Source organism: Staphylococcus sp. AntiMn-1 (assembly GCF_001663395.1).
GTDB lineage: Bacteria > Bacillota > Bacilli > Staphylococcales > Staphylococcaceae > Staphylococcus > Staphylococcus equorum.
The window spans coordinates 936,113-956,799 of record NZ_CP012968.1; the positions used below are offsets into that span (position 1 = coordinate 936,113).

The window sequence follows — 20,687 nt, forward strand, 5'->3', positions numbered from 1 at the left end:
ATTATATATATAAATTCAATTCCTTGCACCCATGACATGACAATATTCAGCGTTTATTTAACAATTTGTGAAAACGCTGTAGTTTTACACAAGTGATTTAGCAACTTTTTCACATTTTTGAATATGATCATTACCTATTTTTTCATGAAATAATAACTTATAGAAGCAGTGATTGCTTGACCTACTACCGGGAACCATTTCGTTTGTTTTGCTGCAGTACGTTTCGCTACATCACGAATAACTACTTTGAGAATAGCACTTGATACTTTTTTACCAATAAATTGGCTGCCTTGAATTGCCGCAGTAGTTAGCACACGCTCTTTCATGTCATCTCCCATGGTATTAACTTGTTTATGATCAAGACCATAAATTTTATTTACGTCCTCAATTATATCTTTCATAAGTTTAATATCTACACTGAAGCCTAAACCAGGAATAGGTACTACACTTACCCCAGATGATAGCATTGATTTTTTTCTTACTAAAGCCTCTGCACGTTGGCGACGTTCTTCAATTTCACTATGTGTTGTTGGTATGCTACCTTTATTATTTATATCTTCTATATTTAAGACTTTATTTCCTACTTTTTGTGTAACGTTATTTGTGATTTTATTTTTAAAACTCATTATGTTCACTCCTTAGTAAATTCTATACACTAAGAATAATACCCGTTTTTTCACACTTTACTGTATTTTTACAAAAATCGCTTTTAAATATTTTGAAGGTTTATAGTGTGCATGCGTCTTAAAATCTTTTGGCAAGCCCATGACATCAATAATTTCAAAGTCCACTTCTTCTTTAGTTAATGTTTCTGTAACTACATTTTTAAAAGCTTTTAGTGAAAACGTACTATTATTTGTACATAATAGCAATGTACCTTCAGGTCCAAGTATATCGAGTGCACCAACAATTAATTTATCGTAGTCTTTTAATACAGAAAATGTTTTTTTCTTATTTCTCGCAAAACTTGGCGGATCGATAACAATTGTATCGTAGAAGAAATCATGACGACGAGCATAATTATAGAAATTAAAAGTATCCATAACATAAATGTATTGTGACGCTGGGTCAATAGAATTTAAACCGAAATTACTTTCAGTAAGCGCTCGAGAACGGTTAGCTAAATCAACGCTTGTTGTCATCTCTGCATTTTCTGCAGCTACAACTGAGAATGCCCCTGTATAACTGAATAAATTCAATAAATTTTTATCTTGCGCGTATTGGTCTTTTAATTTCTTTCTTACTTCTCTTTGATCTAAAAAGATGCCCGTCATTGGCCCATCATTTAAATGCACATTATAAAATGTAAAGTTTTCTTCGATGACAATTGGGAATTCCGGTGCATCTCCGTCAACGAAGCCACCTTCTACATTAGCATCTTTAAAACGTAACTTTTCAAAAATTGACGTATAACCAAATATTGCTTTCAGCGCACTCAAAATATTATAACGGAACTTATAAATACCTTTAGAATACCATTGAACTAAGTAATGACCGTTGTAATTGTCGATTGTAAGACCACCAACACCATCACCTTCTCCGTTAAATACTCTAAATGCATTTGTGCCCTCTACATTATAAAAATATTCACGTTCTTTTTTCGCAATATCAAATAATCTTTCAAAAAATTGTGTGTTAACAATTTCATCACGCGAGTAACTCAATACCCAACCGATGCCTTTATGCTGACGTCCAACATATGCTGTTGCAATATACTGGTCTTTATCATTTAATAATTGAAATAAATCTCCTTCGTGTAAGTGATCGTGTGCGTAAATATCATCTTCGCTTACCAATGGATATTCATTTAAATATTTTGTTTCTTTACCTCTATTTAATGTGGCAGTTTTCATAAAATTATGTCAGCCTTTCTACTATTTTTTTATATTTATCTGTCGCTTACTTATTTTATCATTTCAAGTACATCGTAACATCATTAATATTCATTTAGCTCAAACGTTTTGACTAAGTATTTATCTTTTTTAATAAAAAAACCTATCTTCCAACCAATTGGAAGATAGGTTCGTCAAACAACAGTATTAAGTTCTTAATCTCTAGAAGGTTCTCGCAATTTAATTATAAACGCTACCACAATTGCAATTAACATCATAACTAGAATCGGTGTAATGAAAATTGAAAGTAATAGCCCATGAACCATTATATTCATAAATTCAGTGAATAATTTAAAGAACAATAAACTTACCATAAATAATTGTAAATAATAAAATCGGCCTTTCAAATAATTCGTCAATGTCGTTAAAATATAAATAATGATGATGATCATTAAGATGAACAACGTTATCCATTCAATAACATATTGTGTTTGGCCAATCTCCCAATTACCAGAAACGAATAATGAATTTCTATTATTAAATTCAATTAATGTGAAGAATAATAAAACAGCACCACAAAATAATTCTACATAACTCGGTTTAATCCATTTCGGTTTCTTCATCCAATTTGGAACATCATCTTCTTGTATATCAATAATGTTCTTCCATTTTTCAATAAATTTATCTTTCTTATCTCTTACTTTCTGAATATCTACACTTCTGCGAGTTTTACGTGTGAATTCTGTCGTTTTGTCTTGTAAAGTCTTCCAACGTTCTATCGTTTGGTTCGTTACAGTGTCCTTACTCGTTCTTGATAATTCTGGTTCTTCTTCGCCTAATTCCTGTTTTGTTAATGGCAATGATCTTCTTAAGAATAAGAAATTCCAAATTGACATTTGTCCCAGTAGCCACATAATTATGAAAAATGTGTTAACACTTAAGATGTCGATTGGTATAATTTCATCACTTTCGATTCTTCCATATAACACCAATTGTGTTATCAAATAACTAAACCCATAACTGAAAATAATCCATAAATAATGATATTTTCTATGCTCTATATTTAACTCATCTTTATAAACGATATAACCAATGTGAATTACAAATGGTATTACGAAAATAATAGCGAAAAAACTATAAACTTGGGTCATTAAAATTAGCGTTATGATAAAGAATAGAATACCAATAACTAAAAAGAATATTGAAATATCGTAGTCATATCGTGTTGTTCTAAATAAAGTAATTCCTAGCATAATTAATCCAATGCCAAATATAATTATTAAAATGGCGCTAACTACTGGAAAATCCCCTATGTAATTGCTCATTACCCTAATTATTTCAGCAAAAAATGCGTTTATAAAATCCCATACATTATGAATGTGTAAATCAATTTTACCTTTGCCATTTAATTTATGGATCATTGGTAAATTAATTAAAATGATGAGACCTGTGAAAAGCGAAACGATGCCTATAATATAACTATATAATATCTCAGCGTGTTTCTTCATAAAAGACATACCATTCACCTCAAAGTTATTATATATTAACATTTAGCTCTTGTCTTTAATAATTTCAATAAATAAGTCTATAGTATGATATAAATTAGTTGTATAGTCAAATTTCCACATATACCTTTACTCTAAACAATTTATTTAATATTACTTTTAATTTTACAGTTTTATCCTTCATTTTTTAAGTACTTTTGTTTACCTCTTTTTCTTCGTGGTATTTATATTGTATAGATGATTAAAACATGAAGGAGTGTTTTGTTTATGAGTAAAGAAGAATTAAATAAAAAAGCAGCTGAAAAAGCTAAAGAAACTGAAGATAAATTAAAAGATGAAAAAGATTCGTCTGAAGAAAATAGCGAAGAAACGCAAAAAAATATTCAAGATACATTTGATTAATTAAAGCGTAAATTAGACGTATATAAACGTATCAGACTTAATTATTATACTAGTAGTAGTTATCTGATAGCTATTCTACTTTGTGGGAGCGAGATTACAGAGTCAATTTTTGATTACTGTTTCGCTCTCTTTTTTAGTTTTATGTCATCTTCCCTCACCTTTCGTCTAACTTAAATCATTTACAGTGTTTTATATAGTGAAAGGCTCAATATATTTTGAATACATAATATTTTTGATTAATTTCATTTACAACCTTGACAGAAGTGATTAAAAATCATACATTAGAGTTAAATTAAATAATCATTCGCACTAGGGGTGTTTAGTGACTGAGATGAGGTATACCCTCAAACCCTTTGAACCTGATCTAGATTAAACTAGCGTAGGAAAGTGTACTGCGATACTTTTATAAAAAAATGGTATCCGTATGCCTGTATTTAACGCGCACCTTTCTAGAAGGTTGTGCGTTTTTTTATATAGGAGGAGTATATATATGTCCAAAGGATTAAAACTTTCTGAGATACTGGTAACTGTATTAATAGCAGTAGTTTTCGCTGTCATTTATAATATTTGGAATTTTGTCTATAAAGCGTTACAAGTTACAGGTCTACATTTTGAAGAACTAACTTACGGCGCTTGGTTTATGGCAGCTATAGTAGCTTATCTTATTATTCCTAAAGCAGGCATTGCTATTTTAGCTGAATTTGCTGCAGGTGCCGGCGAAACCATCGTTATGGGCCGTTTTGATATCGCTACAATGATTTATGCTTTAATACAAGGTTTAGCATGTGAACTTATCTTTGCACTTTTCAGATATAAATCTCGCTCAGCAATGGTTGCAATGTTGGCCGGTTTCTTAGCCTCAGTATCTACTTTACCCTTGGATTTTGCTTACGGTTATCTCGGTGAAATAGCTGGTTGGAACCTTATGCTATATATCGTATTTCGACTTATAAGTGGAATTGTTGTGGCTGGACTTTTATCTTACTATATTGTAAAAGCCTTAGATCAAACCGGTGTCACTAAATTATTCAGACCTGCAACTCAGAGCGATTATGACAATTTATAAGGAGCAATAAAGTTGATAGTCACAAAAAATTTACGCTTAAAATACCCTAACAGTAATAATAAAATATTTGATAATTTAACACTTCATATAAAAAACAAAGAAAAAGTGTTGCTCTTAGGTCCTTCTGGTTCAGGTAAAAGTACGTTATTAAACGTTTTAAGTGGTATCGTTCCTAATCTAATTGATTTACCTATGAAATATGATGAATTACAAATTGAAGAAGATTGTGGCGTTATTTTTCAAGATCCAGACACTCAATTTTGTATGCCTAAAGTATATGAGGAACTGGCTTTTGTTTTAGAAAATTTGCGCGTACCACGTGATGAAATGGAAAGCCGAATTCAATCTGCCTTGTCAGCAGTAGATTTAAATGTCGATGAAAATCAACATATTAATCAATTGAGTGGTGGAATGAAGCAAAAATTAGCAATTGCAGAAACTTTGTTACAACAAGCAAACACCCTATTCTTAGATGAACCAACAGCAATGCTAGATGTGGATGCAACTGCGGATTTATGGCAAAAAATAAAATCATTCTGGCATGACCAAACTGTGTTAATTGTAGAACACAAAGTAGAACATATTTGGCAACATGTTGATCGTGTCATTCTATTAAATTATGATGGTGCCATAATAGCCGATGCACCTCCTAATAAGATATTGCATGACTATGAGCATCTATTAACAGAATATGGTGTCTGGCATCCTAATGCTTGGCAATACGCCCCACCATCATCAAAAACACAAAATGATGCAACTACACAACAATCAGATGATAGCTTTAAATTTAAAAACGGTTTGATTAAACGAGGTAAACAGCAACTGATCAACATATCAGAATTAAACATTTATGCTGGCGAATGGATTACCATTACTGGCTCAAATGGTAGTGGCAAAACGTCCTTATTAGAATCGATGATGCAACTAATTAAATATGACGGAAAAATGTATTTTAACAATCATACTCTATCAAAAATTAAAACCGCCGCAAAGCATATGTATTTAGTTTACCAAAACCCAGAATTACAATTTATTACACATTCTGTATATGATGAAATTTACATTCAATATAAGAATAAAAACCGTTCAACTGTTGAAGCTGAGCGAGAGACTCAAAACATGCTTGAAATACTAAATTTACAAGCCGTTAAAACACAGCATCCATTTGAACTGTCTACAGGCCAAAAAAGACGTCTAAGCGTTGCTATTGCACTAAGTTCATCTTCTGACTTTATTTTACTTGATGAACCTACCTTTGGTCTCGATAGTCATAATACATTTAACCTTATTAAATTATTCCAAAACCGTATACAAAATGGACAAACGATTGTAATGGTGACGCATGATTCAGAAATTATTGCACGGTATCCGACCCGTAGACTCCATGTCGATCAACATCAATTAACTGAATTAAAGGGTGATACTTATGTTTGAGATGTGGAAAAAACACTATTCATTTGTTGATGACGTCAACATTATTACTAAATTAGCAATTGCAGTCATTTTGTTTTTCTTTGTAATCTTTGTACATCAATTTGATTATATGCTCTATATAACGTTATTAATGTTGATATTTCTACTTTTATTTAATGGATTGAAATTCAAGGTCACTTTTGTTTTCATACTCTTTACTGTCACTTTTAGTTTGATATCTGCTTTATTCATGATTTTTTATGGTGATGGGACACACACGATATTTAAGCTAGGCTTTATTCAAATTACTACCGAAAGTTTATATCGTGGTCTACATTTAGCAATGCGTACGACAACAGTTTCTCTTTTTGGAATTTTAATTGCCTTCACATCACAAATCGTCATGATTTTCTATAGTCTTATGCAACATCTCAAAGTTAAACCTAAAGTAGCTTATGCCTTTATGGCAGCAATTAGAATGGTACCTTTGATGTTCACTTCATTGTTCGAACTCAGAAAATCATTGAAAATGCGCTATCAAATGATTGATTCACGTAATTATAGAGGGTTTCAACGTTTAAAACACCTTGTAATACCGCTACTAAGTCAAAACATTAGAAAAGCACATCAATTGTCAGTTGCTATGGAGAAAAAAGGATTTAAAGACGGACCTAGAACATACTATTATTATGCACCTTTCTCGTATAAAGATCTTTTATTAATCGTAGTTGTAAGTTCTATTTTAATCGTTGCATATTTCCTAGCACAATATATTCCAATCACAGGAATTAATGATGTGCGTATTTCAAGTATTTACTGAATCACTTTACTATCCATATAATTTAAATAAAAAAGCGTTAAGACAAAACTTAAACCATTTTGTCTTAACGTTTTTTTGATAGCTAATTCAATTTTCTTGATTACATTTATATAATTCAAAATAATCATTTGTAAATTACTTTAATTGCTATTTAAGTGCTTTATCACTAATATCCTTTCGATAAAACAATGCATTGCTTTTAATTTTATCGACTGCTTCATACGCTTTAGCTTTTGCACTTGCAATATCTTTTCCCTCACCTAAAGCTAGAATGACACGGCCACCAGATGTCACATATATATCTTGTTCTTTTTTTAATCCACTTACAAAGTATTGACCATCTAAATCGAAGCCAGAAACAGTTTTACCCTTTTCATAATTTGCTGGATAACCTTTAGATGCAAGCATAACACCTACTACGGAATCTACTTTCCATTGAAATTGGATTGGTTTTTTAGCTTCTAAATCTAAAATATGCTGCATCAAATCACTTTCCATACGAGTTAAAAGCACTTGAGCTTCGGGATCGCCAAAACGTGCATTAAACTCAATCACTTTTGGTCCTTCATCTGTAATAATGGCTCCAATGTAAAGTACACCAAAAAATGAGTAGCCTTCATTAACCAATGCTTTTGCAATAGGCTGTGCAATTTCATCATTTGTTCGTTTGATAATAGAATCCTCAATATGAGGCACAGGACAATACGCACCCATACCTCCAGTGTTCGGGCCTAAGTCACCATCAAACGCACGTTTATGGTCTTGAGCTATGCAATCAAACGGAACAGCATAGTCATTATTTACGAAAGTCATTAACGAGAATTCTTCACCCTCAAGAAATTGCTCAAAAACCACAATACCTTCTTCTTCCTGGTATAGTTCTTCTACACCTGATAATGCTTCCTCATAACTTTCCGCAATGATAACCCCTTTACCTGCTGCTAATCCATCTTTTTTCAATACAACTGGATATTCACATGATTGAATATAAGTTAATGCATCTTGCTTATTTGTAATTTGAGTATATTCAGCAGTTGGAATATCATATTTTTTCATTAATTCTTTCGCAAATAATTTAGAACCTTCTATTTGTGCTGCTGCTCGATTAGGTCCAAATACTTTTATTTGTGCAGCTTCTAATTTGTCAGTTAACCCTTCTGTTAAAGGTTGCTCAGGGCCAATGATTGCCCATGTAATACCGTGTTGTTGTGCAAATGCTACAATTTGTTCATGTTCTGTTTCTGCTATTTCACTATGTACCTGTGCAACTTTCGACATTGCGTCATTACCTGGGATTGCAAATATTTCATTAACAAGTGGTGATTGCTTTAGTTTGTGCGCTATTACGTGCTCTCTACCACCTGCACCAATTACAAGTACTTTCATAAAGTATATTGCCTCCAATTCCCTTAATGTTTAAAGTGTCGAACGCCTGTAGTTACCATTGCAATACCATATTTGTTCGCCATATCAATAGATGCTTGATCTTTAATTGATCCACCTGGTTGAATAATAGCTTTGATTCCTGACTTAGCTGCTAATTCAACTGTATCATCCATTGGGAAGAAACCATCTGATACCATTGCAACTTGATCATTCATTTCTATCGCACGATCTATGGCGATTTCTGCTGACCCAACACGGTTCATTTGCCCTGCGCCAATACCGACTGTTTGTTTTGCATTACTTAGAATGACAGCGTTACTTTTCACAGATGCAACCACTTTCCATCCTAATAACATTGCATCCCATTGTGCTTCAGTAGGCTCAACTTCCGTAACCACTTTCATATCGTCACGTGTTAATTTCACATTATCTTTATCTTGTACTAAATAACCACCTGAAACAGACACGACTTCTTGTTCACTATTATCAATCGTCATATCAATTTCTAAAAGTCTTATATTTTTCTTTTTACTTAAAATGTCTAATGCTTCTTGTGTGTATTTTGGAGCAATGATAACTTCTAAGAATATTTCATGTAAAGTTTCTGCCAACGTACTATCTACAGATCTATTTAAAGCAACGATTCCACCGAAAATAGATTGACTATCCGCTTCAAAGGCATGTTGATAAGCATCATTAATTGTTTCGCCAACACCTACACCACAAGGATTCATATGTTTTACCGCTACTGCCGCTGGTTGTTCAAATTGCTTAACAAGTGATAAAGCTGCATCTGCATCTTTAATATTGTTATAGCTTAATTGTTTACCATGTAACTGTTTAGCGCCTCCAAGTGTGTGCGCTGCAGTAGATGTACGAACAAACTGTGCTGATTGTTGTGGATTTTCGCCATAACGTAAACTTTCTTTATTATTTTTAAAGAATTCAACAATTGCTGCATCATATTGATTTGAGTGATCAAACACTTTAATCATAAGTGACTTACGGTACGCTTCATCCAAATCGTCATTTTTCAATTTTTCGATAACTTCATTATAATCTGCTGGATGTACGACTGTCGTCACGTGCTTAAAGTTTTTAGCTGCAGCACGTAACATAGTTGGTCCACCGATATCGATGTTTTCAATTGCATCGCCTTCTGTAACGTCAGGATTCGCTACAGTTTCTTTAAATGGATATAGATTAACTACAACCATATCTATAAGATCAATATGTTGCTCTTTTAATTGTTGCAAATGCTCTGGCTTATCACGATCAGCTAGTATACCACCATGAACAGATGGATGTAATGTTTTAACTCTTCCATCCATAATTTCTTCAAATTGTGTTAATTCTGAAATTGATTTTACTGGAACATTTGCTTCTACTAAAGCTTGCATCGTGCCACCTGTAGAATATAACTCATACCCTAATTGGTTTAAGGATTGGGCAAATGCCACAACACCACTTTTATTAGACACACTTAAAATTGCTTTTTTCATTTTGTATTGGCACCTCTTATTGAATGATTTTGGATATCACTTTCGGATATAACTTATGTTCCATCACTTTAATTCTTTCTTCTAGTTGTTCTTTAGTATCGTCCGTATATATATCACATGTCCATTGTTCGATAATTTCTCCTGTGTCCATCCCACTGTCCACATAATGCACTGTTGTACCTGTAATCGTGTCGCCACTCTCCAGAGCTTGGCCTACTGCGTCTTCACCTTTATATTTAGGTAACAGTGAAGGGTGTATATTAATAATACGTCTATTGTATGCTTTTAATATATTTTCACCAATCAGCTTCATATAACCAGCTAGGACAATCCATTCTACTTGTTCTGAAGTAAGCCATTCGATAATTTTGCGCTCATAATCTGCTTTAGAAGGAAAATTTTTAAGTTCATTGATATGAACATCTAAATTATATTTTCTAGCACGCTCAATGCAATACGCATTTACTTGGTCTGTATATAAGGCAGTGACTTCTATATTCGGTAAATTACCTTCTTCGATTTGAGTCATGATGCTTTCAAAGTTACTGCCTGATCCTGACGCAAAAATAGCTATTTTAGTCACAGTTATACCCCCAATAATTGAATTGGCTGATCACCTTTAACAATTTCACCAATTTGGTATGCCTTAACTTGTTGTTGTTTCAATATATTTAACACTGCTGCTTCATTTTCTTTGTCTACAATTAATGTAAAGCCAACACCCATGTTAAAAACGTTATACATTTCTTCAGTTGAGATTTCTCCTTGTGCTTGTAACCAGTCAAATATTGGTGGCGTTGGGAATTGTGACGTATTAATTTTTGCCATAACTCCTTCAGGCAAAGCTCTAGGAATATTTTCATAGAAACCACCGCCAGTAATGTGCGTCATTGCATGGATTTTCACTGCATCTTTGACAGCAAGCACTGGTTTAACATATAAGCGTGTAGGTTCTAAAAAGACATTTAGATATGTGCGTTGTTCATCAAACTTATCATTTAAGTTAATGCCAGATTTTTTAATTAAATTTCTAACTAAACTATAACCATTTGAATGAATACCACTAGATTCGAGACCTATAATGACTTGTCCTGGTGCTACTGAAGTACCATCGATATATTCATCTTTTTCTACAGCGCCTACAGCAAAACCTGCTAAATCATATTCTCCTTCGTGATACATTTCTCCCATTTCAGCTGTTTCTCCACCAATAAGTGCAGTGTTTGTTTCTTCACAGCCATCGCTTACCCCTTTGACAATCTGTTCAACGACTTCTGGAATAACTTTATGTGTTGCGATATAATCTAAGAAATAAAGTGGCTCTGCACCGGTTGTTAAAATATCATTCACACACATTGCAACGGCATCGACACCTATTGTATCGTGCTTATTGTTATCTATAGCTAATTTCAACTTTGTTCCAACACCATCAGTTCCTGAAACAAGTAATGGTGCTTTCATATTCAATTGTGACAAATCAAATGTTGCGCCGAAACCGCCAAGTCCACCAAGTACTTCCTTACGCATCGTTCTTTTGACATGACTCGACATACGATCTACCGCTTCATAACCTGCGTTAATGTCGACACCTGCTTGTTGGTATGCTTTAGACATTTAAATTCCCCTCTTTATCAAAGTATTGTGTATGATTTGCTAAATATTCCTTTTGACGCTCACTTAAATGCTCTAGATAGTCAGACTCATAGTCATAAAGTCCAGCTGGATAATCTCCAGTAAAACTTTCTACACATAAACCACTGTATGGTGCATCTTCATTCAGTCCAATAGATTGAATAAGTCCATCGACAGTTAAGTATGCTAAGGAATCTGATCCAATATGCTCGCTAATTTCTTGAGGCGATTTATTCGCAGAAATCAATTCAGCTGTAGTCGAGACATCTATACCATAAAAACTTGGGAACATGAACTCTGGTGATGCAATACGAACGTGCACTTCATTTGCACCAGCGTCTTTTAACATTTGTACAATGCGTTTACTTGTCGTACCCCTTACAATGGAATCATCAACAAGTACAATATTTTTATTATGAACGATATCTTTAACTGCAGACAGCTTAACTCGTACGCCTTGCTCTCGTAGTTCTTGCGTAGGTTGAATAAATGTACGTGCTACGTATTGATTTTTAACAAGTCCCATCTCATAAGGTAATCCGCTTTCCTCTGCATAACCTGAAGCCGCAGATAGAGAAGAGTTTGGCACACCAATGACCATGTCAGCATTGTCAGCTGGGCTTTCTTGGGCAAGCTGTTTACCTGATTGTTTTCTAATCGCATGAACATTTTTACCAGCAATCGTAGAATCAGGTCTTGCGAAATAAATGTATTCCATTGCTGAAATTGCAGTTGTCGTATGTCTTGTATAAGACTCTACTCTAATACCCTCGTCATTAATCACAACATATTCACCTGCATGAATATCTTGCACAAATTCTGCGCCTAATACATCAATCGCACATGTTTCACTAGCAATGATATATGCACCAGTCTTCATTTTGCCTACAACTAACGGGCGAATTGCATTAGGATCAACTGCACCATATAACGCATCTTTCGTTAATAATGCGAAAGTAAAGCCACCTTTGATTTTTCTCAAACTTTCTTGAAGCGCATCTTCAAAGGTTGGTGCCTTGCTTCGACGTATTAAATGCATAATTACTTCTGTATCTGATGAAGAATGAAAAATAGAACCTTGATGTTCTAACGATCTTTTTAAACTTTGTGCATTAATTAGATTACCGTTATGACAAACTGCGGCACTCATATCATAAAAATGATATAAAAACGGTTGGATATTTTCTATTCCTTTATTACCAGAAGTGGCATAACGTACATGACCAATTGCATGTTTATAGGATTTAAATGATTCAAGTTGGGTATCTGAAATTGCTTCAGTAAGTAAACCCATACCGCGTTGTCCAACAAGTGATTCGCCATCCGAACACACGATACCAGCGCCTTCTTGGCCACGGTGTTGTAAACTGTGTAACCCCATATATGTTAACTGTGCAGCTTCCGGATGATCCCAAATTCCAAATACACCACACTCTTCATTTAATCCACTGTAGTCATACATTTAGGAATAGCCCCTTCCCATAATTCATTCAGATTTTTAACTTCTCGTGTTACTTGAACTTCCTTGTTTGATACGAGGAAATGGTTGTCTTGAGTTAACTTACCAATTTCTACTGCGTTTTCTACATCGAACGATTGACCTTCTTTAACTGCAACAACATAACGACCTTGTGTTTCACTGAAAAGTTGTTCATTTGTAACATCTAAATTAACGTTCATACCTAATTGGTAATGTGCACTTATACGAGCCAATGTCACTAGTAATCCACCCTTACCAACTGTTTGTACATGTGATGCAATACCATTACGAATTACTTGTTTAATAGATTCGCCTTTACGTACTTCGTCCGATAAATCAATCGCTTCAAACTCATGATTGACCTCTTTGTAAAGTAGTTTCTCAATTTGACTTCCGCCAAAATCGTCTTTTGTTTCACCAACAATGTATAAAGTATCTCCTGCATGCGGAGTAAATTCATTTAGATATTGAATATCTTCAATTAATCCAACCATACCTACAACCGGTGTTGGGAAAATAGATGCTTCTCTATTTTCGTTATATAACGACACGTTACCAGACACGACAGGGGTACTTAAGACTTCACAAGCTTCTGCCATACCTTTTGTTGAGTCTGCAAGTTGTTGATAGATTTCTTTATTTTCTGGAGAACCATAATTCAAACAATCAGTCATAGCTAATGGTGTAGCCCCTACAGATATTAAATTGCGATATGCTTCAGCGACGACCATTTTTCCGCCTTCATACGGATTATTAAATACGTAACGTGCTTCACCATCAATTGTGGATGCAATAGCTTTATTTGTACCTTCAACACGTACTACAGATGATTGCAAACCCGGTTTTACAATGGTATTTGCACCGACTTGTTGGTCATATTGTTCATATAAATAACGCTTTGATGCAATTGTAGGATGTTGTAGTAATTGGTCAAACACATTTTCCACATCAATATTGCTATAATCATTTTTTGCTGTACTATATTCTGGTGCTTCACCTTCTAGAGTGTATACAGGTGCTTCGTCTGATAACGGTTGTACTGGTATGTCAGCATATACTTCGTCTTCATAAGTAAGAACAAAACGGTCTGTATTTGTCACTTCACCAATTACTGCACTATCTAATTCATGCTTGTCGAATAATTCCAAAAATTTATCCTCTGTACCTTTTTCAACAACAAGTAGCATACGTTCTTGCGTTTCAGAGAGCATCATTTCATATGGTGAAATGCCTTCTTCTCTAGTTGGTACATTTTCAAGTTTAAGGTGTAAACCACTGCCACCTTTTGCTGCCATCTCTGAAGATGAAGAAGTAAGTCCGGCTGCACCCATATCTTGTATCCCCACAAGTTCGTCAAATGTAATTGCTTCAAGTGTTGCTTCCATTAGTTTTTTACCCACAAATGGATCACCAATTTGAACAGATGGTCGTTTGCTTTCGCTATCTTCACTTAGTTCTTCAGAAGCAAATGTAGCACCATGAATACCATCGCGGCCAGTTTTTAATCCAACATAAATCACTGGGTTGCCTTCACCTTTTGCAGTCCCTTTTTGAATCATGTCGTGGTCGATTACACCTACACACATAGCATTAACTAAAGGGTTGCCATCATATCTACTATCGAACTCAATTTCACCTGCAGTAGTTGGAATACCAATACAGTTACCATAACCACCGATACCAGCGACAACACCACGCAATAAACGACGATTTTGTTTCTCTGTTAATTCACCAAAGCGTAAACTATTTAGTAAATTGATAGGTCTTGCACCCATAGAAACGATATCTCTAATGATGCCGCCCACTCCTGTAGCTGCGCCTTGATAAGGTTCTACTGCTGAAGGATGGTTATGTGATTCAACTTTGAATACTACTGCTTGATCATCGCCAATATCCACGACACCAGCGCCTTCACCTGGTCCCATTAATACATGTTTACCAGTAGTTGGGAATTGTGTTAAAAATGGCTTTGAATGTTTGTATGAACAATGTTCACTCCACATTACAGAAAAAATACCTATTTCAGTAAAATTAGGTGCACGTCCTAAGATTTCACAAACTTTGTCGTATTCTTTATCAGTTAAACCCATATCTTTATATAAGCGTTCTAATTTAATTTCCTCTGAGCTTGGTTCTAAAAATTTAGACATTTTGTTCCCTCCAACTATTTACCATTGATTCAAATAATTTCACTCCACTATCAGTGCCTAGAATTGACTCAATTGCGCGTTCTGGATGTGGCATCATACCGCATACATTTCCTTTTTCGTTAATAATTCCGGCTATGTCATTATACGAACCATTCGGATTGTCCAGATATTTTAAAACAATTTGATTGTTGGCTTCTAATGCTTCATACATTTCTGGTGTACAATAATAGTGCCCTTCACCATGTGCAACTGGATAAATTACTTCTTCATTTGCTTCATATAAATTGGTATACATCGTTTTATTATTTACAACTTTTAAAGTTTCATTACGGCTCACAAATAAATGCGAGTCGTTATGCAATAATGCACCTGGTAACAGTCCAATTTCAGTCAAAATTTGAAAACCATTACATACACCTAAAACCGGTTTCCCTTCATCTGCAAAACGTTTAACTTCTTCAGTAATCGGTGCAACACTCGCCATCGCACCTGAGCGTAAATAATCTCCAAATGAGAAACCGCCAGGTATAAGTACACCATCAAACCCTTCTAAAGAAGTATTTCTATAATCTACAAATTCTGCTTGGACACCAGATTTCACTGCCGCGTTATACATATCTCGGTCACAGTTTGATCCTGGAAATTTCAACACTGCAAATTTCATTAAGCTTTCTCTCCTTCATCCAAAACTTTGTAACTATATTCTTCAATTACAGTATTAGCAAATAATTTTTCACTTAGTGTTGTAACCACATTGTGTACAGCTTCGTCAGTTGCTTCATCAATTGTCATATATAAAACTTTACCTACGCGAATATCGTTCACTTGTTTATATCCTAAATCATGTACTGCGCGGTTTAATGCTTGTCCTTGTGTATCAAGTACTTGCGGTTGTAAAGTGATGTGTAATTCGATTGTTTTCATTTTTATAGTGCCTCCAATTTATTTAAGAAAGTTTGATATGTTTCAATAATTGATCCCGTGTCTTCACGATATACATCTTTATCAAAATTTGTATCGCTATGTTTATCCCATATGCGACAAGTGTCTGGTGAAATTTCGTCAGCTAATATAATTTGACCATCTGTCGTACGCCCAAATTCAATTTTAAAGTCAACTAACCTTAAATCCATTTTATCCATTAATTGAACAAGTATCGCGTTTATTTCTTTAGCTGCTTCTTTTAAAATTGCAATTTCATCATCTGTTGCTATGTGTAATAACTTAATATGATCTTCTGTAATCAATGGATCATTTAAATCATCATTTTTATAGAAAAACTCTACGAGTGGAGCATCAAATTCATGACCTTTTTCAAAACCTAATCTCTTTGTTATAGAACCAGCTGCAATATTTCTTACTACTACTTCCAAAGGAATAATATCTACCGATTTCACAAGTTGTTCAGTTTCAGAAGTCTGTTCAATAAAGTGACTATTCACGCCTTGAGCTTTTATAAAATTAAAAATTCTAGTAGTAATTTGATTGTTTAATCGTCCTTTACCTTCTATGAAATCTTTTTTCGCCCCATTTCCAGCTGTCACTTCATCTTTATATTCAACGCGTAGTATTTCAGGTTCTCCAGTTGAGAAAATTCTTTTCGCTTTCCCTTCATATAACAAAGACATTAGTTGTATCTCCCTTCAAATCTGTTTAACAATATTTCTTCAGAACGAGTCACATCATCAGTTAAAACAGTTAAATGACCCATTTTTCTATCTGATTTACGTGTGTTTTTACCATATATATGCACATGCCAATCTGGATGGTCAGCAAATTGATCTTCTAAAAGATCTAAATCTCTACCTAATAAATTCATCATTACTGCAGGTTTTAGCAATTCAATAGATTGTGGTAACTTTTGTCCTGTAATTGCTAATATATGTGTATCAAATTGAGAGTAATCACATGCTTCTATTGAATAGTGTCCTGAATTATGTGGTCTCGGTGCAATTTCATTAACATATAAATGATTATGTGTATCGATGAAGAATTCAACGGTAAATGTACCTACAAAATGGATGTGATCAATAATTTTTTTAACTTCATTTTGTGCTTCTTGTTCTTTTTCTATATCTGTACGGGCTGGTACAATTGTTTTAAAAAGTATTTGATGTTGATGTTCATTTTCTTGGAGTGGAAAGTACGTGATTTGGTTATCATTGCCAATCGTCACTGTAAGTGAAACTTCTTTTTGTAAGTCTAGAAATTGTTCGGCTACACATTCTTGTTTATCAACAAGCGACTTTGCTTCATCAATATAAGTTGCGTCTTTAACCAAAACTTGACCTTTACCATCATAACCACCGAAACGTGTTTTTACGATAAATGGATAACCAATATTTTCAATTGCTTGATTCAAATCACTCGGTTCAGATAATTGAACAAATGGTGCAATTTGAGTTTGTGCTGCTTGCAACGTTTGTTTTTCAGTCAATCGGTCTTGTAGTAACTGAATTGCTTGATAACCTTGAGGAACATTATATTTTGAAACTAATGTTTGTAATTGACTTGCTGAAATGTTTTCAAATTCGTAAGTAATGACGTCCGATGATTCACCAAGTTGATTTAAAGCTTCTTGATTATCGTAAGCGGCATTAATAAATTCATGTGCAACATATTGACATGGGCATTCTTGATCAGGATCAAGTACAATGACTTTAAATCCCATTTTTTGGGCAGATTGTGCCATCATTTTACCTAGCTGACCTCCGCCAATAATTCCAATAGTCGAACCGAATTTTAATTTACTGAAGCTCATGTTGCATTTCACTCACTTTCTCAACTAATGTTTTTTCGAAATTTTCCAAATTCTTTTGGACTGTTTTATTGCCAATACTTAAAATCCTAGCCGCTAACACGCCTGCATTTTTGGCACCAGCTTTGCCTATCGCAGTTGTTGCTACTGGTATACCTCCTGGCATTTGAACGATAGATAATAGCGAATCTAATCCTTTTAAACTTTTTGACTCGATTGGTACCCCAATCACGGGTAATGTTGTCATTGATGCTACCATACCTGGTAAATGTGCCGCACCACCTGCTCCAGCAATAATGACATCATATCCTTTTTCTCTTGCTTCTTTAGAAAATTCAAACATTAATTGTGGCGTACGATGCGCTGAGACTACTTTTTTATCATAAGGAATTTCTAATTGGTCTAGCATAAGACAACTTTCTTTCATTGTCTCCCAATCAGAAGAACTCCCCATTATAACTACCACTTTCACAATGAACACCCTTTCAGAAATTTGAAATGATACTACTATTAGATGTATATTACAGATATAGCATAACAACTAAACGATGGTTTTTCAATCAAAAATCGAACTTTAAATCAAAAAAATGATTCAATCTACGTCTTTTGGTTGTTATTCATCGAGTTTTTTATGTTAAAGTTAAGTAAAGTACACACATTGGAGGAGGATTTTTCATGGTCGCTAAAATTTTAGACGGGAAACAAATTGCAAAAGATTACAGACAAGGTCTTAAAGATCAAGTTGAAGCTTTGCAATCTAAGGGTTACACACCTAAACTATCTGTAATACTTGTAGGTAACGATGGTGCAAGTCAAAGTTATGTAAATTCTAAAAAGAAAGCAGCAGAAAAAATTGGTATGATTTCTGAAATCGTACATTTAGATGAATCAACATCTGAAGCAGACGTTCTAAACGAACTTAAACGTTTAAATGAAGATGATACTGTGAGCGGTATATTAGTACAAGTACCTTTACCAAAACAAGTAAGTGAACAAAAAGTTATAGAATCTATAGATCCAACAAAAGATGTGGATGGCTTCCACCCTGAAAATATTGGTAAACTTTATATAGACCAACAAACTTTCGTTCCATGTACACCTTTAGGCATTATGGAATTATTAAATCATGCTGATATTGATTTAGAAGGTAAAGATGCAGTTGTTATCGGACGTAGTCATATCGTAGGACAACCAGTATCTAAATTGTTATTACAAAAAAATGCATCTGTTACGATTCTTCATTCAAGAACTAAGGATATGCAAAGTTATTTAAAAAATGCTGATGTCATCGTTAGTGCTGTTGGTCGTCCGGGATTAGTTACAAAAGAAGATGTCAAAGAAGGCGCAGTTGTAATTGATGTTGGTAACACACCAGACGAAAATGGTAAATTAAAAGGTGATATTGCTTATGATGAAGTAAAAGAAGTTGCAGGCGCAATTACTCCAGTTCCTGGTGGCGTTGGCCCAATGACTATTACTATGGTTTTAAATAATACGCTTATGGCGGAAAAAATGCGTAGAGGTATTGAATAATCATTCTAGAATAATTATTACGTATTGTTACAATTAATATTTAAATAAAGAGAGGTTAGATGTCACAATGTGAAATCTAACCTCTCTTTTTATAAAATATTCAAAATTCAAATACTTCATCTAAATAATAATTTCACACCAGTACTTATTTTGGGTATAAATGATTCGAACTTTATTTTCTATCCATTTATACCTTTTTGTCGTAAAGTTGTGATAATAGATTTTAAGAAAAAACTTCCTCCATATATTTCTGAATCTCTTGAAATAAACTTACCTACTTTAAATTTATCAACTATTATTGAAGAAACTCCACCTTCATAATCATTATCAACATCTCTTTTTACTGTAAATGTGAATAATTTAGACCACCTTCTACTATATAAATAGTGTCTTTTACATGACATTCCAATTTTCCACTTTCTACATCTATAATAATATATTGTCCAAATATAAAAATGACAGAGATCTTTCAATGACATTTTTCATTTTCAGTTAAAACCCTCCCCAAGAATTTCGAATTAAATTTAATATTATTTGAAGTTTGTTATGTCAAAACTCGCAGAACGTTCAATTTACTAAATGTTTACTGAAAATTACAGCTAGATTCAAAGTCATAGGTTATATTAAGACTATAGTACGATGTATTCTAAACTCATTTAAAGTATAGTATAGTTGAATAAAACAAATGACGGTCATACGGAGGTTAACGTTATGAATAAACTAATACAGTCATTATCAGCGTTAGGCGTATCTGCAACACTTGTGTCACCTAACTTAAGTGCAGAAGCTACTGATAATTCAACACCAGAACTAAAAGGTACAAATGATACAATCATCGAAAAAGGTGACGATTACAATTTACTTAATGGTGTAAGTGCCTTTGATAAAGAAGATGGCGATTTAACTCATAAAATTACCGTTGATGGAGATATAAATACAAATAAAACTGGAAAGTATAAAGTTGAATACAAAGTTGAAGATTCAAATGGTGCTGTAAAAAAATCTATACGTTATGTTGAAGTTAAGTAACACCTAGGTTTCATACATAGTCTCAAAAATCGTAAATGATAACGATTATCACAATTTTTAAGACAAAATTACCCTTTCGACTTAATTATGACACTTTTCACAAAATGTACACATAATTTTAACAAATCTTTAAAAGCCCGTCAGACATTGGTTCTGTTGGGTTTCTTTTAATTTTACAA

At 33.8% G+C, this 20,687-nt stretch carries 20 protein-coding genes, 1 pseudogene and 1 riboswitch; of the genes and pseudogenes, 6 read left to right on the forward strand and 15 right to left on the reverse strand.

Translation table 11 applies throughout. The features are described from left to right. Nucleotides 1-84: 84 nt before the first annotated feature. The 3 genes and pseudogenes from AOB58_RS04625 to auxA form a co-directional block, all read right to left on the reverse strand. Nucleotides 85-626: pseudogene (locus AOB58_RS04625) on the reverse strand (DUF697 domain-containing protein). 57 nt (nt 627-683) lie between these two features. Beyond that, nucleotides 684-1,853 (reverse strand): class I SAM-dependent rRNA methyltransferase, encoded by a 1,170-nt coding sequence (locus AOB58_RS04630; protein ID WP_002508017.1) that lies wholly within the window; start codon nt 1,851-1,853, stop codon nt 684-686. Between the two features lie 194 nt (nt 1,854-2,047). Then, a complete protein-coding gene (gene auxA, locus AOB58_RS04635) occupies nt 2,048-3,349 on the reverse strand; it encodes a lipoteichoic acid stability factor AuxA (protein ID WP_002508018.1) in 1,302 nt (433 codons plus the stop codon). Between the two features lie 255 nt (nt 3,350-3,604). Between auxA and graF the strand changes: the two genes are divergently transcribed. The 4 genes from graF to AOB58_RS04650 all read left to right on the forward strand — a co-directional run bounded on the left by graF (nt 3,605) and on the right by AOB58_RS04650 (nt 7,038). After that, on the forward strand, nt 3,605-3,739 hold the full coding sequence (gene graF, locus AOB58_RS13625; protein ID WP_002508019.1) for a glycopeptide resistance-associated protein GraF: 135 nt from the start codon (nt 3,605-3,607) through the stop codon (nt 3,737-3,739). Nucleotides 3,740-4,040: 301 nt separating this feature from the next. Next, nucleotides 4,041-4,142: riboswitch (TPP riboswitch) on the forward strand. Between the two features lie 87 nt (nt 4,143-4,229). Continuing rightward, complete coding sequence (locus tag AOB58_RS04640; protein WP_002508020.1) at nt 4,230-4,805, forward strand: ECF transporter S component; 576 nt, start codon at nt 4,230-4,232, stop codon at nt 4,803-4,805. Between the two features lie 12 nt (nt 4,806-4,817). Continuing rightward, the gene (locus AOB58_RS04645; RefSeq protein ID WP_021338645.1) at nt 4,818-6,239 is read left to right on the forward strand and encodes an ABC transporter ATP-binding protein; all 1,422 of its coding nucleotides are present in this window, start codon (nt 4,818-4,820) and stop codon (nt 6,237-6,239) included. Further along, nucleotides 6,232-7,038, forward strand: coding sequence for an energy-coupling factor transporter transmembrane component T family protein (locus tag AOB58_RS04650; protein WP_021338644.1), 807 nt, complete (start codon nt 6,232-6,234; stop codon nt 7,036-7,038). Before AOB58_RS04645 ends, AOB58_RS04650 begins: the two co-directional genes overlap by 8 nt. 147 nt (nt 7,039-7,185) lie before the next feature. Here the strand turns inward: AOB58_RS04650 and purD are convergent, their stop codons facing one another. Genes purD through purE form a run of 11 tightly spaced genes read right to left on the reverse strand, consistent with a single transcriptional unit; the run spans nt 7,186 to nt 18,418 of the window. Continuing rightward, nucleotides 7,186-8,424 (reverse strand): phosphoribosylamine--glycine ligase, encoded by a 1,239-nt coding sequence (purD, locus tag AOB58_RS04655; RefSeq protein ID WP_021338643.1) that lies wholly within the window; start codon nt 8,422-8,424, stop codon nt 7,186-7,188. Nucleotides 8,425-8,447: 23 nt separating this feature from the next. After that, nucleotides 8,448-9,926: a bifunctional phosphoribosylaminoimidazolecarboxamide formyltransferase/IMP cyclohydrolase gene (gene purH, locus AOB58_RS04660; RefSeq protein WP_064783029.1), complete on the reverse strand. Its 1,479-nt coding sequence runs from the start codon at nt 9,924-9,926 to the stop codon at nt 8,448-8,450. 16 nt (nt 9,927-9,942) lie between these two features. After that, the gene (purN, locus tag AOB58_RS04665; protein WP_064783030.1) at nt 9,943-10,509 is read right to left on the reverse strand and encodes a phosphoribosylglycinamide formyltransferase; all 567 of its coding nucleotides are present in this window, start codon (nt 10,507-10,509) and stop codon (nt 9,943-9,945) included. 2 nt (nt 10,510-10,511) lie between these two features. Beyond that, entirely contained in the window at nt 10,512-11,540 is a 1,029-nt protein-coding gene (gene purM, locus AOB58_RS04670; RefSeq protein ID WP_046465176.1) for a phosphoribosylformylglycinamidine cyclo-ligase, read from the reverse strand. Next, nucleotides 11,533-13,020 carry an amidophosphoribosyltransferase gene (purF, locus tag AOB58_RS04675; RefSeq protein ID WP_021338640.1) on the reverse strand — a complete coding sequence of 496 codons (1,488 nt, stop codon included), beginning with the start codon at nt 13,018-13,020 and terminating at the stop codon, nt 11,533-11,535. Before purF ends, purM begins: the two co-directional genes overlap by 8 nt. Then, nucleotides 12,999-15,188, reverse strand: coding sequence for a phosphoribosylformylglycinamidine synthase subunit PurL (gene purL, locus AOB58_RS04680; RefSeq protein WP_046465175.1), 2,190 nt, complete (start codon nt 15,186-15,188; stop codon nt 12,999-13,001). The genes purF and purL overlap by 22 nt, the downstream gene beginning before the upstream one ends. Next, nucleotides 15,181-15,852, reverse strand: coding sequence for a phosphoribosylformylglycinamidine synthase I (gene purQ / locus AOB58_RS04685; protein WP_046465174.1), 672 nt, complete (start codon nt 15,850-15,852; stop codon nt 15,181-15,183). The genes purL and purQ overlap by 8 nt, the downstream gene beginning before the upstream one ends. Beyond that, on the reverse strand, nt 15,852-16,112 hold the full coding sequence (gene purS / locus AOB58_RS04690) for a phosphoribosylformylglycinamidine synthase subunit PurS (RefSeq protein ID WP_002508031.1): 261 nt from the start codon (nt 16,110-16,112) through the stop codon (nt 15,852-15,854). The genes purQ and purS overlap by 1 nt, the downstream gene beginning before the upstream one ends. A gap of 2 nt (nt 16,113-16,114) precedes the next feature. Further along, on the reverse strand, nt 16,115-16,816 hold the full coding sequence (gene purC, locus AOB58_RS04695; RefSeq protein WP_021338637.1) for a phosphoribosylaminoimidazolesuccinocarboxamide synthase: 702 nt from the start codon (nt 16,814-16,816) through the stop codon (nt 16,115-16,117). Then, nucleotides 16,816-17,949: a 5-(carboxyamino)imidazole ribonucleotide synthase gene (purK, locus tag AOB58_RS04700; RefSeq protein ID WP_021338636.1), complete on the reverse strand. Its 1,134-nt coding sequence runs from the start codon at nt 17,947-17,949 to the stop codon at nt 16,816-16,818. The genes purC and purK overlap by 1 nt, the downstream gene beginning before the upstream one ends. Next, nucleotides 17,936-18,418 (reverse strand): 5-(carboxyamino)imidazole ribonucleotide mutase, encoded by a 483-nt coding sequence (gene purE / locus AOB58_RS04705; RefSeq protein WP_031265876.1) that lies wholly within the window; start codon nt 18,416-18,418, stop codon nt 17,936-17,938. The genes purK and purE overlap by 14 nt, the downstream gene beginning before the upstream one ends. Nucleotides 18,419-18,621: 203 nt before the next feature. On the opposite strand from purE, the gene folD reads away from it, so the two are divergent. Beyond that, entirely contained in the window at nt 18,622-19,479 is an 858-nt protein-coding gene (gene folD / locus AOB58_RS04710) for a bifunctional methylenetetrahydrofolate dehydrogenase/methenyltetrahydrofolate cyclohydrolase FolD (RefSeq protein ID WP_021338634.1), read from the forward strand. A 179-nt stretch (nt 19,480-19,658) separates the two neighbouring features. On the opposite strand, the gene AOB58_RS04715 is transcribed toward folD, so the two are convergent. Then, on the reverse strand, nt 19,659-19,883 hold the full coding sequence (locus AOB58_RS04715; protein WP_021338633.1) for a hypothetical protein: 225 nt from the start codon (nt 19,881-19,883) through the stop codon (nt 19,659-19,661). Nucleotides 19,884-20,190: 307 nt separating this feature from the next. On the opposite strand from AOB58_RS04715, the gene AOB58_RS04720 reads away from it, so the two are divergent. Continuing rightward, a complete protein-coding gene (locus tag AOB58_RS04720; protein WP_002508037.1) occupies nt 20,191-20,508 on the forward strand; it encodes a DUF5011 domain-containing protein in 318 nt (105 codons plus the stop codon). Nucleotides 20,509-20,687 lie beyond the last annotated feature (179 nt).